The organism is Billgrantia zhangzhouensis (genome assembly GCF_021404465.1).
Lineage (GTDB): Bacteria > Pseudomonadota > Gammaproteobacteria > Pseudomonadales > Halomonadaceae > Halomonas > Halomonas zhangzhouensis.
This window is the reverse complement of sequence record NZ_JABFTT010000004.1, coordinates 240317-254227: the sequence shown is the minus strand read 5'-3', so window position 1 is coordinate 254227 and position 13911 is coordinate 240317. Positions and strand designations below refer to the sequence as shown.

Genomic DNA, 13911 nt, shown 5'->3' with positions numbered 1-13911 from the left:
AGAGCAAGGCGACCTCCTTCGTCACCGTGGTGGGACTCCCGCTAGTGACGGGAACGCTATACTATGCGCATGTGTCTTGTCGCAGCCTCGACACGAACCCCGACGCCGCCTCGCATGGCAGGCGTATGACCGTCGCCAAGCGGCCTTTGCCTCTGCGTGAGGCATACCGCCCAGCGACCTTATGATGAGATCAAGACGTTGATGAAGAATCCGACATTGCCCAGGCGCATCGGTCTTGGCGCTGCCCTGTTCGGTATCGCAGTCCTGCTGGCAACGACGACCCTTGCCGAGGAGGGCTCCGATCGCCCCCAGGAACTGCCCAGAGGTCATTACCACTTGCCCGATGAAGGCAACGTGATCGGCGAGGCCTACACGGTCGTCGTCGAAGAGGGAGAAACTCTGCTAGACATTGGCCGTCGCCACAATGCCGGCTATGAAGAGATGCGCATGGCGAACCCAGACGTGAGCCTGTGGGCACCTCGTCCCGGTACCGAAGTGGTGATCCCGGCCCAGCACATCCTGCCGGACGCCCCACGTGAGGGCATCGTAGTCAATCTTTCCGAGATGCGCCTGTACTACTACTCCCAGCCCGGTATCGTCGAAACCTACCCCATCAGCATCGGTCGTGACGGTTTTGCCACTCCCATGGGCGTGACCCGCACTACCGTCAAGGTGAAGGACCCTCACTGGTCGCCGCCGCGCTCCATGCGTGAGGAAGCAGCCGCCCGTGGCGAGCCGCCTCCCGCCGTGGTGCCACCGGGTCCCGACAACCCCTTGGGCCGGCATGCCATCCTGCTCGGCCTGCCGAGCTATCTGATCCATGGCACCAACCGCCCCGACGGTGTCGGCATGCGTGCGAGCCGCGGCTGTATCCGCATGTTCCCGGAGGATATCGAGTCGCTCTACGAGCGCGTGCCGAGCGGCACTCAGGTCAACCTCATCGACCAGCCGTTCAAGGTCGCCTGGTCGGCGGACGGTGTACTTTACGCTCAATCCTTCCCCATGCTGGAGGAGAACGAGGGCACCTTCGAACCGATTCTCAACGCCATGGAAGTAGTGGCCAATGCCTTTGGTGAGGAGCACCCGCCGATCGATTATGCTCAACTGCGACGCGTGGTAGAAACCCCCAATGGCCGCGTGGTCTCCCTGCTGCAGGCCGCCGAAGAGGAACCGGCTCCCGCTATCGACACCCACGAACAAGAACTCAACGACGGGCTGTTCTCTGAAATCGAGGTCAGCCAGGTTTCAGGACTGTTCACCGAGCTCGAGGCCTACCGTCACTGATCCCCATCGGGGGGAGCAACGAAACGACATGCTGGAATATGTACCGAAACAAGAAAACCCCGCCTAGGCGGGGTTTTCTCATTGCAGAACCGCCATCACCCAAGGGCGATGCGGCGCCCAGCAGAATTACTTCTGCATGGAGCGCTGGAACATGCGGTTCATTTCCTCGCGGTTCTGCTCGGACATCTGCAGAGCCGCCTGGGCGTCACGCTGAGCCTGGTTGGCGGTGTTCTGAGCCTGAGTGGCGATGCTGCGAGCTTCTGCAGCGTCGGCCTGAGCAGCTTCAGCAGTCTGGCGGACTTCATCCAGAGCAGCATTGCTTGCACAACCAGCCAGGATGGCCAGAGAAGCAGCAGCGGCGGTCAGCTTCAGGGTGGTCTTCAGAGTCATGATGTTCTCCTTGAGTCTTCCTTGGTACTGCACAGTTAGTACAGCGGCGTTAATGATGCCTGAGATCCAGGCTCCCCTGCTCAATGCAGGACTTCTTGCAGCGACTGCTGCCAAGCACAGGAGTCAAACGCTGTTTTATAATACCCTACGGCGCTTGTCCATAGCTCGAAACGTCCCTTGCGTATCTTGAGCCTAGCGGATGACGACGCGAGTGCCAATGTCGATTAGCTCAGAGAGCCTTTCGATCTGCTCGTCGGTCACCGCCACGCAGCCCTGAGTCCAGTGATAGCTAGCATGAACCTCCGGGTCCCCCCTACCGACACCGTGGATACCGATGAAGCCTCCCAGCACGGTCCGCTGGGGTGGATAACCATGGTGCCGATAGTAGGCGAAATAATCTGCGTAATCCTGCTCCGTGTAAAGCCCTGATTCCAACGCCATGCGCGCATGAGATGGCGTAGGATAATCCAGGCCGACGAAAATGTGCCAGTCACTCTCCCAATTGAAGCGATTGACGCGGAACTCCCCCTTCGGCGTCACGTTGCCACCCTGGGTGCGCATGATACTCGCCCCCGACCGCCCCAGCGAAATGGGAGCAAAGCGCTCTAGCAGCAGATTACCGCGATAGACGCTCAGCGCCGACTCGCGATCGTCAACGAGAATCCACGTTTCGTCAGCGTGACGCGGCACATGGGCACGCGCTAGCAGGGTTTCGATCAGGTTGGCATGTGCTTCACGTCCCATCATCAGAGTGAAGGGTGCCAGCAAGGCTAGCTGACCAAAGCGGCGGCGGGAAACGGATCTCATCGGCTCCTCATGCGGTTGGTCGATACGCGACTAAGCGTCTTATAACGCATCGGTAGACGACTGTCAGTTCACTTAACGTAACCGAGCCTGAGCAATCAGCTCAGGTTGGAAAGCGAGACTCCCGCTCTACATTGCGTTTAATTTCATCGCCCAAACTACTTGTGCGCTAGATGTTTGCGCCGCCACATAGAGCCATACAGGCCAGCGCGGCGAATCACTCAGATGAAGCCGCCTCCATACGAAACATTTGCCTGCCTTAGTCAGCCATCGGCCAGCATGAGATCGCGACCAGCCCCTACCGCCGTATGAAAAAGGCCTCCGCCGGACTGTCCCGCGAAGGCATCGGTCGGTCTAGGCTCTAAGCACCGGGCTCCACGGTAAAAATGCTCTGCAGCTTGTCCTTCTTGCCGTAGACGTGCACCGTGGTCTCGTCGAAAGGGAAATGGTCGCGATACTGGCTGTGGTTGTTGAAGCGCGGCTTGTGGGCATTGATCATTGCCGCGGCAAGGCGCTCGCGGTTGGCGTGGCCCACCAGGCCGACGGAGCACCAGAGCTCCTCGCCCGGCTGCAGGAAGGCATGCCATTCGTCACAATCGGGATGATGCTCCAGCCCGTAGCGCGCACTGCGATGCTCGCCGACATAGAGCAGTTCCTGCACCTCCATCTCATTGGTTTCAGGATCGCGTGCCGCGCGATAGACGCAGAAGATTCCCGATTCGTCCGGAGCCTCACGCAATTGATCCTGCGTCCAGTAGCCCAGCATCTTGGGAGAGAGCAGTTGATCCGACATGGGACCTCCTCAATAATCTTCCTGTCGTTGCATGTCGCGAGCGATACGACGCACCTCGGCTTCATGGCCCACCGAGAGCGCTTCGAGAAAGTTCTCTCGCCACCACCGGCCAGATTCCTGAAAAGCGCATGCGAGCCCCTTTCGAGTATCGCTCGGCCAGCCTTGACGACCGGCCTTGCTTTCACTCTAGCCAAAGCCCGCTCCCGACGCTTGACTTACGTCAAGCGGTGGTTACCTGCGGTGCCATCACGGTGCGATAGCGTAAGGCGTTGCGAGGGGTGGCGGCTACCACTCCTCACTGGTTTCGCGTAGCGAGGCTATCTCGCGCTTGGCCTCCTGCAGGCAGGCTCGCAGCTCGTCGCCCAGCGCCGCACTGCTGCCCACCGCGATGAGCCCTGTATAGGCAGCGCTGCGGCGGCGTGCCGCGCCAGCGCTGTCATGCAGCGCCTCGATTCGCTGAAGCAGCCAGCCAAGCCAACTCTCCGGTCGGGCCGCGAGTTCTCGCAGGCGATGGAGTTCGGCGATGCCCGCCCCTTCGCTGCCGAGCAGTTCCCGCCAGTCGTGTCGCGCCAGCTGGGCATGCTCGGTCACCTCACGCAGCAACGACTCCAGCGCCAGCTCGGTCAAAGCCAGCGCCGCCTCTTCGCTCGCCATGCGCCGAGCTTCGGCATGCTCGTCGTCGCCGGGAGCGACGTCCAGCATCAGCTCGGCCTGGTAGAGCAGCTGGTTGGTACGGGCTCGCGGATTCACTTTTGCTTGTCCTCCACCTGCCACCTGCCGTTCTCGAAGGTCGCTCGCCAACCGGTCGCCTTGCCCTCGTCCTCGGTCATGACGAACTGCTCCTTGCTCTTGCGCGAATAGCGGATCTGCGCCGGACGCCCCTCGGAGTCCTCACTGGGCGCATCGAGCAGGTAGCGGTACTTCTCTGGCAGCTCCCCCGCGTGGGCCTTCAGCTCCCGCACCAGAGGCGGCCGCGTCTCGCGATTGCGCGGAAACTTGCTGGCAGCCAGGAACAGGCCGCTGGCACCATCGCGCAGTACGTAATGATCGTCGACCTTCTGACAGGCTAGCTCGGGCATCGGAATGGGATCCATCTTCGGCGGTGCGACCTCGCCGCTGCGCAGCAGCTTGCGCGTGTTCTTGCACGCCTCATTGGTACAGCCGAAGTACTTGCCGAAACGCCCCGACTTGAGCTGCATCTCGCTGCCACACTTGTCGCATTCGATCGTGGGGCCTTCGTAGCCCTTGATGCGAAACCTGCCCTGTTCGATCTCGTAGCCATCGCAGTCGGGGCTGTTGCCGCAGATGTGCAGCTTGCGGTTCTCGTCGATCAGGTAGCTGTCCATCGCCGTACCACACTTGGGGCAGCGATGCTTGGCGCGAAGGGCCTGGGTCTCGGCCTCCTCGCCAGCATCGGCGGGCACCGCCTCGTCACCAGGCAGCAGGTCGATGGTGGTCTTGCAGCGCTCCTTGGGCGGCAGGTTGTAGCCGGAGCAGCCCAGGAACACCCCGGTGGAGGCCGTGCGGATCTGCATCTTGCGGCCGCAGGTGGGACAATCGATATCGGTGGGCACCGGCTGGTTGGGGCGCATGCCCTCCTCGCTCTCCGCCGACTCCAGCTCCTCGCGGAATTCGGCATAAAACGCATCGAGCAGCTCGCGCCAGTTGCGCTCTCCCTCGGCTACCTCGTCGAGGCTGTCTTCCATGCGCGCGGTGAAGGAGTAGTCCATCAGGTCGGGGAAGGACTCCTTGAGCCGCTCGGTGACGATGTCACCGAGTTTCTCGGCGTAGAAGCGTCGACTCTCCAACTTGACGTAGCCACGATCCTGGATGGTGGAAATGATCGAGGCATAGGTGGAAGGACGACCGATCCCGCGCTTCTCCAACTCCTTGACCAGGCTCGCTTCGGTGTAGCGAGCCGGCGGCTTGGTAAAGTGCTGCTGGGGGTCGAGCGCCTCGAGCCTCATCGGCGTACCCTCAGCGAGATCCGGCAGGGCCTGATCCTCATTCTTGCCGGCCGGCTTCAGCACCCGGGTGTAACCATCGAACTTGAGCACCCGCCCCTTGGCCTTGAGTTCATAGCCGTCGACCTCCACCGTCAATGTGCTGGAGAGGTATTCGGCAGGCGTCATCTGACAGGCCACGAACTGCCGCCAGATCAAGTCATAAAGGCGCTCGGCGTCACGCTCCATTCCAGCAAGGTCGGTGGCGCGACGGTTAACGTCGGAGGGACGGATCGCCTCGTGCGCCTCCTGAGCCCCCTCCTTGCTCGAATAGCGATTAGGCGACTCGGGCAGGTAGCGCTTGCCGTGCTCCTGCTCGATATGCTCGCGCGCCATGGCCACCGCATCCTGTGACAGGTTGGTGGAGTCGGTACGCATGTAGGTGATGTAGCCCGCCTCGTAGAGACGCTGGGCCAGGGTCATGGTCTTCTTCACCGAGAAGCCCAGGCGACCGCTGGCGGCCTGCTGCAGGGTCGAGGTGATGAAAGGAGCGCCCGGCTTCGAACGCGTCGGCTTGTCTTCCCGGGCAGTGATGGCAAGCGATGCCTGGCGCAACGCGGCAATACGCTCGAGGGTTTCGGCTTCCGAGGTGGGCCGGAATGCCTTGCCGTGCTGGCGCACCAGTTCGAAGCGTACCGGCTCGCCCTCGCTCGATACGAGATCGGCATGCACGTCCCAGAACTCCTCGGGCACGAAGGCGCGAATCTCGCGCTCGCGCTCGACGATGAGCCGCACCGCCACCGACTGCACACGGCCGGCAGAGAGCCCGCGGGCGATCTTGGCCCACAGCAGTGGTGACAGCATGAAGCCTACCACCCGGTCGAGAAAACGCCGTGCCTGCTGCGCCTCGACGCGAGGAATATTGAGCGTACCGGGCTCCTTGAACGCCTCCTTGATCGCATTCTTGGTGATCTCATTGAACACCACGCGACGATAGCGCTCGTCCTCGCCGCCAATGGTCTCTTTGAGGTGCCAGGCGATCGCCTCCCCTTCGCGGTCAAGGTCGGTTGCGAGATAGACGGCATCGGCCTTCTCGGCGAGCTTTTGCAGCTCGGCCACCACTTTTTCCTTGCCGGGCAGAATTTCGTAGTGGGCTTTCCAACCATGCTCCGGATCGATTCCCATGCGCCGGATGAGCTGTTCCTTGGCCTTCTGCTTCTTGTACTCGGCTTTCTCTTCCGGGGACATCTTGCGGGTCGCCGCCGCCTGGCGTGCGCGCTCCTTGGGGTCGGAGGCGGCCTTGCCCGAGCCGCTCGTCGGCAGGTCGCGAATGTGCCCCACGCTCGACTTCACGATGAAGTCGTTGCCGAGATATTTGTTGATCGTCTTGGCCTTGGCCGGCGACTCGACGATGACCAATGACTTGCCCATAGTGCTCCACATTCTGCACGGCGAGGTTCTTGGGCCCCACCTGACGGTTCCGGCCCGCCCTGAATTAGCGGCGAACGCTCCTCGCGGGGTGAAAAATCCGCTTACCCTACCCCAGCAACCCGTTTCGCGCCAGTCGCTTCCATCATGGCGGGAGTAAAGCAGCAATGTGAAAGTAGCATCAAGTCAGCCACACCGCGGTAGCTGACATGACGCTTGTCCAAAAAGCGCAGCGCCCCTGCCGTAAGCGTCAGAGGCGCTGAATTACCGCCATGGGACTTCTCAGCGCTTGCGCGGCTTTCGGGTCGTCTCACTCTTGGTGTCGGATGGGCTATCGGCTTGCGACTTGGAAGTCGGCTTCCGCACCTTCCTGGCTGATGCCTTGGCGCCGGCGGAGCGGCTGGCTCGATCGGGTTGCCCCGCCTCGGGTTCTGCCTGGAAAAGACCCTCTACTTCGCTACGCGCCGCAACCTCCGCTCTGGCGCCTATCGCCACCTCTTCGTGCAGATCGGCCAACGCCCGGCGGCGCTCCGCCGGATCGACACGCTCCAGTGCCTCGCCGAAGAGCGCCTGGATATGCTCATAGCGCTTACGGGCATGCTCGGAGAGTTCGCCGCTGGCCGCCAGGACATGCTCGATATGCTCCAGCGAAGCACGGATCGTCTCGGCCCGCTCGCCCATCAGCAACTGGGGAATCGCGCCCAGCGCCGCCTCGCGATCGAGCTTGAGAATGAAGAACTGTTCACGCACCAGGTGCTTGAAATCAGAAAGGCTGCTGGCTGGCTCCAACTCGGCGCGCGAGGCGCGCAGACGCTTGAAGTTGCGCTCATCGGTCGTAGGGGCACCGCCCAGCACGTAGATCACCGAGCGCATCACGGCCTCATGGATGCCGCCCTCTGCCACGCGCTGGCGCAGCTCGTCCTGGCGCCGCTCGATGAAACGGCGATGCTCCGGCTCGCTGCCGGGCTGGCGGCGGTGGACATGGCCGTCGCCACCCAGACCGACCATGGCCTGCAACAGCGGCTGGCCATACACCGTCAGGAACGTGTGCTCGATGCTCTGATCGCGAATATCGCGCCAAGTATCCAGACCACGGGATATCTGCTCCGACACGGCCCTCTCCATGGTGCGCAGGAGGTTGTCCTCGGCCACCGGATGGCGATCCTCGCGCACCCATTCAGCCAGCACCGGCAACGGCACGGACAGGGGGTTGCGATCGGAAAGGAGCTTGTAGCCCAACCGGATCGGATGCAGGCGGCGCATGAGGCGAGCCGCCTCCGGAGTGATCACGGCCCGGATCCAGGGCTGCACGAACAGCCGATAGAGCCCCAGGTTGATTTCCGAGAGCCGCGCCACGGTGGCGAAACGCCTGTCGTCATCCTCGCGATGATGCAATACGTCGCGGCTGAGTCCCTCGATGGAGCGCGCCTTGAACTCGAGCAGGTAGTCGCGCTCGAGCAGTTCGGCATCGTCACGTTCCTTGGCACTGGTCACCGTGGTCTCGTAAAGCCCCGGCGGCAGCACGTCGATGTAATCGATATTGGCGGTGAATTCGGCATGCTCCTTGCGCGATACGCTGCTCGACACGAAGATGCCCAAGTGACCGGTGCTGTCGTGCACGCAGTAAACGATGGTCTGCTCGCTGGCGATGATGTCGTCGGTATCGCCGTAGAGATCCCTGACCCAGCCCAGCGCCTGGGGCGGCGGCGTGATGTCATCGCCCTGTGAGCAGAACACCACCACCGGCGAACGTACGTTGCGCAGGTCGATGCGCCGACCGTCCGAGGTGACCAATTGTGCGGTGGAGAGTCGGTTGCCGACGAACAGGTTGTCGACGATGTACTGGATCTCCTCGCCGCCCAGCACCACGTGGCCACCCCACCAGCGTTCGAAGTTGAGGTAGCGCTCGGCTTCGGTGTCGACGTTGGCATACAGCCGATACTGCTTGTCCCACCAAGTATTGGCCGGATTCAAACGCTCGAAGTTCTGTACCAGCAGGGCGCCATCGAACAGGCCATCGCCCAGGTCGCTGGCCAGGGTCGTCATCCAGCTGCCGCCGGTCATGCCGCCGGTATAGCGCATGGGCGCCTTGCCCCGCTCGCCGGCCCAGTAGGAGAGCGGCGCTCCGGCGATCAGGATCGGTCCGAAGACTTCGGGTTCGAGCGAGGCTGCCATCATGATCTGCCAGCCCGCCTGGCAGTTGCCGACGACCATCGGCTTCTCGCAGGATTCCGGGTGAAGCTCGACCACACGGCGCAGGAAGGCAATCTCCGCCTCGACCACGTCCTCCACCGTCTGACCGGGCTCGGGATAAGGCAGAAAGCCGATGAAATAGCAGGGATGCCCCGCTCTCAGGGCGACGCCGATCTCACTGTCGGGCTTGAACCCACCGATGCCCGGCCCATGCCCGGCTCGCGGGTCGATGACCACGAAGGGGCGCGCCTGGAGATCGACCTCGACACCGGTCGGAGGCAGAATCTGCATCAGTTCGTAGTTGACCGGCCGCGGCAGTTCGCGACCGTCCATCACCACCTCAGCATCGAAGCCCAACACATTGGGCTTGGTCTTCTCGATGTGCTCGAGGTACTGGTTGCCACGCTCGCGCATTACGTCCATGTACAGCACGCTGCGTTCGACGGCGTCCCGCCAGTAATCGAAGGCGGCACGACCGAAGCCGAATGGATCCAGGAAGCTGAGAGCTTCTGTCGGGGGTGTCGGCAAGGGGGCGTTCATGCTCGGCTCCTGTTGTCTCCGCTATCAGGTTTCGGCAGCGGAAGGAGAAAGTATGCTGCGATGCAGCAAGCATAGTACGCCCTACGTTATTGCAATGCAGCCGTTTTGTCGATTTTTTGTGAAGCGCTTACCCACCCGCTCCATCGTCGTCTCCGCTTATACCAGCCGGACACCCATACCACTCCGTCAAAGCTCGATGCTCGCGGCGGCGGGCCTCCGTGCCGTCTCGCCCCCATATCAGCAGGCGCATCTCGGCCTCGCCCACTTCCGGGGTGGGGCGGTCGAGCCTGACGCCGGGCCCACCACCCAATTGTCCACCGCCCGGCATGAGCAGGCGCCAACGCGCCTGCCCAGGCCGGCCCGGACCGTGCCCCATGTGCCCCACGCGGGGACGCCTGAGCCGTTCGCCCGCCACCAGGCGAATCTGCTCCACCGCCAGGTCGAGCCCAGTCAGTACCTCGGCCAGACCTTCATAGCCCGTCAGGCCCGGGCGCATGCCAACGAAACCCAGCCGATTTTCGGCCAGCGAGAAACTCAGTGTCGCCAGGCCGACCAGCCCCAGGAAACGAGCGCCCTGCACGGCGAGCTGTCCGAGGTAAGCGCGTTGCTCGGGGGTCAGCCGTTCGCTCGGCGCCATGGCGAAAGCCGCTCCGAGCAGTTGATGCTCGACCAACGCCAGCGCCTGGCCACGGTTGTCGGCCAGTACCGGCAAGTGCACGCGCAACGCCTGCTCCGACATCTCTCCCAGGGGCAGCCCCGCCTCGCGCATCAATTGGCGGGCGGCATCGTCATCGCACATGGCCGCGATGAGAGACTCACGTGGTCCGATGAAAGCCAACCCCGAACGCGAGCTGCAGCGTGCAAGGTGCCATTGCTCCTCGGCCGTCGCCTCGCCGGGATGCAGCGCATCGCAGCCCCATCGCCGGGCACGTTCGACCAGGGCCTCATCCATGGCACCGCCGCTGTCGTGCCAGGCCAGCTCCAGCTCGGTACAGGCCTGACCGGCACGCAGTGCCGCAAGGCCACTGCCGGCAAGCATGACACCACGCCAGCGGCCCTGGCGCAGCACATCGTCATAGGCCCCATGCAAGGAGCGTGATTCACCATCGGCCCCGCCGACATGACCCTGGTCGTCGGCGGTGATAGCATGAAAAGAGGTCTTCAACGGGCCTCCCTGCACCCTTCTTGCTTGCGGATTGATCGATGACGATGCCAAGGCTGCTGAACCGCCTGACCTTTCGCCAGCTACAGGTCTTCCAGGCCGTGCACGGTCAGCAGTCCTACTCGCGAGCCGCCGAACTGCTGGGCCTGACCCAGCCGGCGGTCAGCGCGCAAATCCGCCAGCTCGAGCAGGCCCTGGGCCAGCCACTGTTCAAGTACACCGGCAAGACCCTACACGTGCTGCCGGCGGCCGACGCGCTGGCGGCCTCGACCCAGGCCATCTTCGGCCAGGTCTCGCGCCTACAGATGACGCTCTCCGACATGGACGGCACGATTTCTGGGGAACTCAATCTGGCAGCCGTCTCGACGGCGCAGTACGTGGTGCCTCATCTCGTGGCCCGCTTCCGTGCCCACTATCCCAACGTGCAGGTACGCCTGCAGGTGTGCAATCGCAGCCAGGCTCTCGAGCGGCTGGCAGCCCGCCGCGACGACCTGGTGATCATGGCCATGGTCCCCGAAGACGACGACGGGCTGGTGTTCATGCCATTCCTCGAAAACGAACTGATCCCCATCGTCTGGCCCGGTCATCCGCTGCTCGAGGCCCATGCCCCCACGCTGGAAGACCTGGCCCGACACTACCTGTTGATGCGCGAGTCGGGTTCAGGGGTACGCACCGCTTTCGAGCAGCTCGCTGCCGAGCAGGACGTCGCCCTTCAGCATACCATGGAGCTGGGCACCAACGAGGCGATCAAGCAGGGCGTGATGGCACACCTGGGTGTGGCGGTACTGCCTCGGCTAGCCGTGCGCCTGGAACTGGGTGCGGGGCTGCTGGCCGAGCTGCCTCTGCCGGGCTTCCCCCTGCGCCGCTCATGGTGCACGGTCTATCCTCGCGATCGCTTTCCCACCCCGGTGACCGAGCTGTTCCTGCGTTTCGTGCGCGAGCGGCTGGGCGAGATCGAAGCGCACTTCAAGGCGCCGCCACGGCCGATGCCCGACCACGGCGTGGTCTGCCTACCCATTGCCCCGGGCTGAGTCCCACCTAGTCGCACGCTGCGTCCGCTGTGCCAGCCAGCCGCGGATATGGTAGATTACGGGCCTGCGACTATCGTATCAATGGCCTGCCATGTGGCCTGCTGCCGCCCGTAACGAGGCGCACCGCGGCATGGTTCTGGCAGCCGCCGAGTGGAGGGGCTCACACCCTATGAGCGACAACACCTCAGAACGCGTGCCTAGCGGCGCCAAGTTCCGCACCGAACACGGCTTCGCCGCCATCAAGGACGGTATCAAGCTGCAGCGCAGCCAGGTCGACGAGCGTCCGGAACCGGGGCGCAAGCCACACTGGCTGCGTGCGCAGATCCCCGGCGGCGGGCGTTTCGAGGCGGTGAAGCGCAACGTCAACGAGCATCGCCTGAGCACCGTGTGCGCCGAATCCCACTGCCCCAACATGGGCGAGTGCTGGAGCAACGGTACGGCGACTATCATGCTGATGGGCTCGGTATGCACCCGCGCCTGTCGTTTCTGTGCCGTAGACACCGGCAATCCGCGCGGCTGGCTGGACAGCGAGGAGCCGGCCAACACCGCCAAGTCGGTGGAGCTGATGGGGCTGCGCTACGTGGTGCTCACCTCGGTGGACCGCGACGACCTGGCCGACGGCGGGGCGACGCACTACGCCGAGTGCATCCGGGCGATCAAGGCAAATACGCCAGCGGTAGTGGTCGAGGCGCTCACTCCCGACTTCGACGGCGACCCGGCCGCCATCGAACGAGTGGTGGACTCCGGCCTCGAGGTGTTTGCCCAGAACGTCGAGACGGTGGAACGCCTCACCCATTACGTGCGCGATCCACGCGCTGGCTACCGTAAGACGCTCGACGTACTGGCCCATGCCAAGCGCCATCGCCCCGACGTGCTGACCAAGACCAGCCTGATGCTGGGGCTCGGCGAGACCGATGAGGAGATCCTCGCCACCTTCGACGACCTGCGCGCCATCGACGTGGATATCGTCACGCTCGGCCAATACCTGCGTCCCACGCGCAACCACCTGCCGGTGGAGCGCTGGGTCACGCCGGAAGAGTTCGAGCGTTATCGCCAGTTGGGGCTGGAAAAAGGCTTCATGGAGGTGGCTTCCGGGCCTCTGGTACGTTCCAGCTATCGCGCCGACCGGGTCTTCGAGAAGAACAACCTGGGGCTGGCCGCGCCGGCCGAGGTACCAGGCCAGGCGCCTGACCCCAACCGCATCCAGGCGATCAACCTCGGCTGAGATACCATCGCCATTGGCGGGCCAATGGCGCAGCATGCAAAAAAGGCGACCCTTGCGGTCGCCTTTTCTCTGCGCTCAATCGGCTCCCGCTTCTTTCACGGCAAGCGGCGCAGGCAGTGTCGCCGCCCCGGCCGAGATCAGCTTACGTCTCAATTGCAACGCCAGGCAATCGGCAAGCCGCAAGCCGACACGCTCGCTGGAGAGCGGCTGATCGACGAGATCGGCCAGACGCGTCATGGCCATGCCGGCATAGCCGCAGGGATTGATACGCTGGAACGGCGCGAGGTCGCCATTCACGTTGAGGGCAACACCATGGAAACTGGCACCACGGCGGATACGCAACCCCAGCGAGGCGATCTTGGCCTCGCCGACATACACCCCAGGGGCATCGGGGCGGGCATGGGCCTCAATACCGTACTCGGCAAGCAGCTCGATCACGGCACGCTCCAGCGCCGTGACCAGCTCACGCACGCCGATCCCGCAGCGGCGCACATCGAGTAGCGGGTAAAGCACGACCTGCCCCGGACCGTGGTAGGTCACCTGTCCGCCACGATCGGTCTGCACCACGGGAATGTCGCCCGGCATCAGCAGGTGCTCGGGCTTCCCCGCTTGCCCCTGGGTGAATACCGGATCGTGCTCCACCAGCCAGAACTGATCCGGGGTGGTCCCATCGCGGCCGTCGGTCAACTCACGCATGGCCTGCCAGACCGGCAAGTAGGGACGACGTCCCAGGCACAGGAGCACGATCGGCGCACTCGCGCCCCGTCGATCGGACATTACACCACCATGTGTACGCGCCCGGTGGCCTTGAGCTCTTCGAACAGTGCCTTGAGCTGGACCTCACCGGTGGCACGCAGCGTCAGCCGTACCGATTGAAAACGCGCGTTGCGACTCTCCACCACCTGGATGCTGGAGGCATCGAAGCTGGCGTCATGGCGCAGCACCACCTGGCACACCATGGCGGTGAAATCCTCGGCGGCATCCCCTACTACCTTGATAGGGTAATCGCACGGAAAGCTGATCGTCGGCGCCGACGCCGGGCCGCTTGTGGCGGTGGCCCGGCGCAGGTCGCGCAATTTGTCGTGTGACATGGTTCTCTTCAGGTCTCGAAAGCTATT

At 63.5% G+C, this 13911-nt stretch carries 12 protein-coding genes; 3 read left to right on the top strand and 9 right to left on the bottom strand.

Annotated features, from left to right (window positions below; genetic code table 11):
* Positions 1-201: 201 nt before the first annotated feature.
* Positions 202-1284 (top strand): L,D-transpeptidase family protein, encoded by a 1083-nt coding sequence (locus tag HOP51_RS06670; RefSeq protein ID WP_234273163.1) that lies wholly within the window; start codon positions 202-204, stop codon positions 1282-1284.
* Between the two features lie 126 nt (positions 1285-1410).
* On the opposite strand, the gene HOP51_RS06665 is transcribed toward HOP51_RS06670, so the two are convergent.
* The 7 genes from HOP51_RS06665 to HOP51_RS06635 all read right to left on the bottom strand — a co-directional run bounded on the left by HOP51_RS06665 (position 1411) and on the right by HOP51_RS06635 (position 10540).
* Complete coding sequence (locus tag HOP51_RS06665) at positions 1411-1674, bottom strand: Lpp/OprI family alanine-zipper lipoprotein (RefSeq protein WP_149326529.1); 264 nt, start codon at positions 1672-1674, stop codon at positions 1411-1413.
* A 192-nt stretch (positions 1675-1866) separates the two neighbouring features.
* A complete protein-coding gene (locus HOP51_RS06660; RefSeq protein ID WP_234273162.1) occupies positions 1867-2481 on the bottom strand; it encodes a L,D-transpeptidase family protein in 615 nt (204 codons plus the stop codon).
* 358 nt (positions 2482-2839) lie between these two features.
* On the bottom strand, positions 2840-3271 hold the full coding sequence (locus HOP51_RS06655) for a hypothetical protein (RefSeq protein WP_234273161.1): 432 nt from the start codon (positions 3269-3271) through the stop codon (positions 2840-2842).
* A 285-nt stretch (positions 3272-3556) separates the two neighbouring features.
* Positions 3557-4021 carry a DUF6586 family protein gene (locus HOP51_RS06650; RefSeq protein ID WP_234273160.1) on the bottom strand — a complete coding sequence of 155 codons (465 nt, stop codon included), beginning with the start codon at positions 4019-4021 and terminating at the stop codon, positions 3557-3559.
* The gene (topA, locus tag HOP51_RS06645; protein ID WP_234273159.1) at positions 4018-6645 is read right to left on the bottom strand and encodes a type I DNA topoisomerase; all 2628 of its coding nucleotides are present in this window, start codon (positions 6643-6645) and stop codon (positions 4018-4020) included. Before topA ends, HOP51_RS06650 begins: the two co-directional genes overlap by 4 nt.
* A gap of 279 nt (positions 6646-6924) precedes the next feature.
* Positions 6925-9375 (bottom strand): DUF3141 domain-containing protein, encoded by a 2451-nt coding sequence (locus HOP51_RS06640; protein WP_234273158.1) that lies wholly within the window; start codon positions 9373-9375, stop codon positions 6925-6927.
* Positions 9376-9502: 127 nt separating this feature from the next.
* Complete coding sequence (locus HOP51_RS06635) at positions 9503-10540, bottom strand: ATP-binding protein (RefSeq protein WP_234273157.1); 1038 nt, start codon at positions 10538-10540, stop codon at positions 9503-9505.
* Between the two features lie 38 nt (positions 10541-10578).
* On the opposite strand from HOP51_RS06635, the gene HOP51_RS06630 reads away from it, so the two are divergent.
* Together HOP51_RS06630 and lipA are read left to right on the top strand one after the other, a co-directional pair.
* Positions 10579-11568 (top strand): LysR family transcriptional regulator, encoded by a 990-nt coding sequence (locus HOP51_RS06630; RefSeq protein ID WP_234273156.1) that lies wholly within the window; start codon positions 10579-10581, stop codon positions 11566-11568.
* A 169-nt stretch (positions 11569-11737) separates the two neighbouring features.
* The gene (gene lipA, locus HOP51_RS06625; protein WP_234273155.1) at positions 11738-12793 is read left to right on the top strand and encodes a lipoyl synthase; all 1056 of its coding nucleotides are present in this window, start codon (positions 11738-11740) and stop codon (positions 12791-12793) included.
* Positions 12794-12868: 75 nt separating this feature from the next.
* Here the strand turns inward: lipA and lipB are convergent, their stop codons facing one another.
* Complete coding sequence (gene lipB, locus HOP51_RS06620; RefSeq protein WP_234273154.1) at positions 12869-13570, bottom strand: lipoyl(octanoyl) transferase LipB; 702 nt, start codon at positions 13568-13570, stop codon at positions 12869-12871.
* A complete protein-coding gene (locus tag HOP51_RS06615; protein ID WP_234273153.1) occupies positions 13570-13884 on the bottom strand; it encodes an HP0495 family protein in 315 nt (104 codons plus the stop codon). Before HOP51_RS06615 ends, lipB begins: the two co-directional genes overlap by 1 nt.
* Positions 13885-13911: the final 27 nt, after the last annotated feature.

Coding starts and splice junctions, on each gene's coding strand:
- HOP51_RS06670 (WP_234273163.1), top strand. CDS start 202: ATGAAGAATCCGACATTGCCCAGGCGCATCGGTCTTGGCGCTGCCCTG.
- HOP51_RS06665 (WP_149326529.1), bottom strand. CDS start 1,674: ATGACTCTGAAGACCACCCTGAAGCTGACCGCCGCTGCTGCTTCTCTG.
- HOP51_RS06660 (WP_234273162.1), bottom strand. CDS start 2,481: ATGAGATCCGTTTCCCGCCGCCGCTTTGGTCAGCTAGCCTTGCTGGCA.
- HOP51_RS06655 (WP_234273161.1), bottom strand. CDS start 3,271: ATGTCGGATCAACTGCTCTCTCCCAAGATGCTGGGCTACTGGACGCAG.
- topA (WP_234273159.1), bottom strand. CDS start 6,645: ATGGGCAAGTCATTGGTCATCGTCGAGTCGCCGGCCAAGGCCAAGACG.
- HOP51_RS06640 (WP_234273158.1), bottom strand. CDS start 9,375: ATGAACGCCCCCTTGCCGACACCCCCGACAGAAGCTCTCAGCTTCCTG.
- HOP51_RS06630 (WP_234273156.1), top strand. CDS start 10,579: ATGACGATGCCAAGGCTGCTGAACCGCCTGACCTTTCGCCAGCTACAG.
- lipA (WP_234273155.1), top strand. CDS start 11,738: ATGAGCGACAACACCTCAGAACGCGTGCCTAGCGGCGCCAAGTTCCGC.
- lipB (WP_234273154.1), bottom strand. CDS start 13,570: ATGTCCGATCGACGGGGCGCGAGTGCGCCGATCGTGCTCCTGTGCCTG.
- HOP51_RS06615 (WP_234273153.1), bottom strand. CDS start 13,884: ATGTCACACGACAAATTGCGCGACCTGCGCCGGGCCACCGCCACAAGC.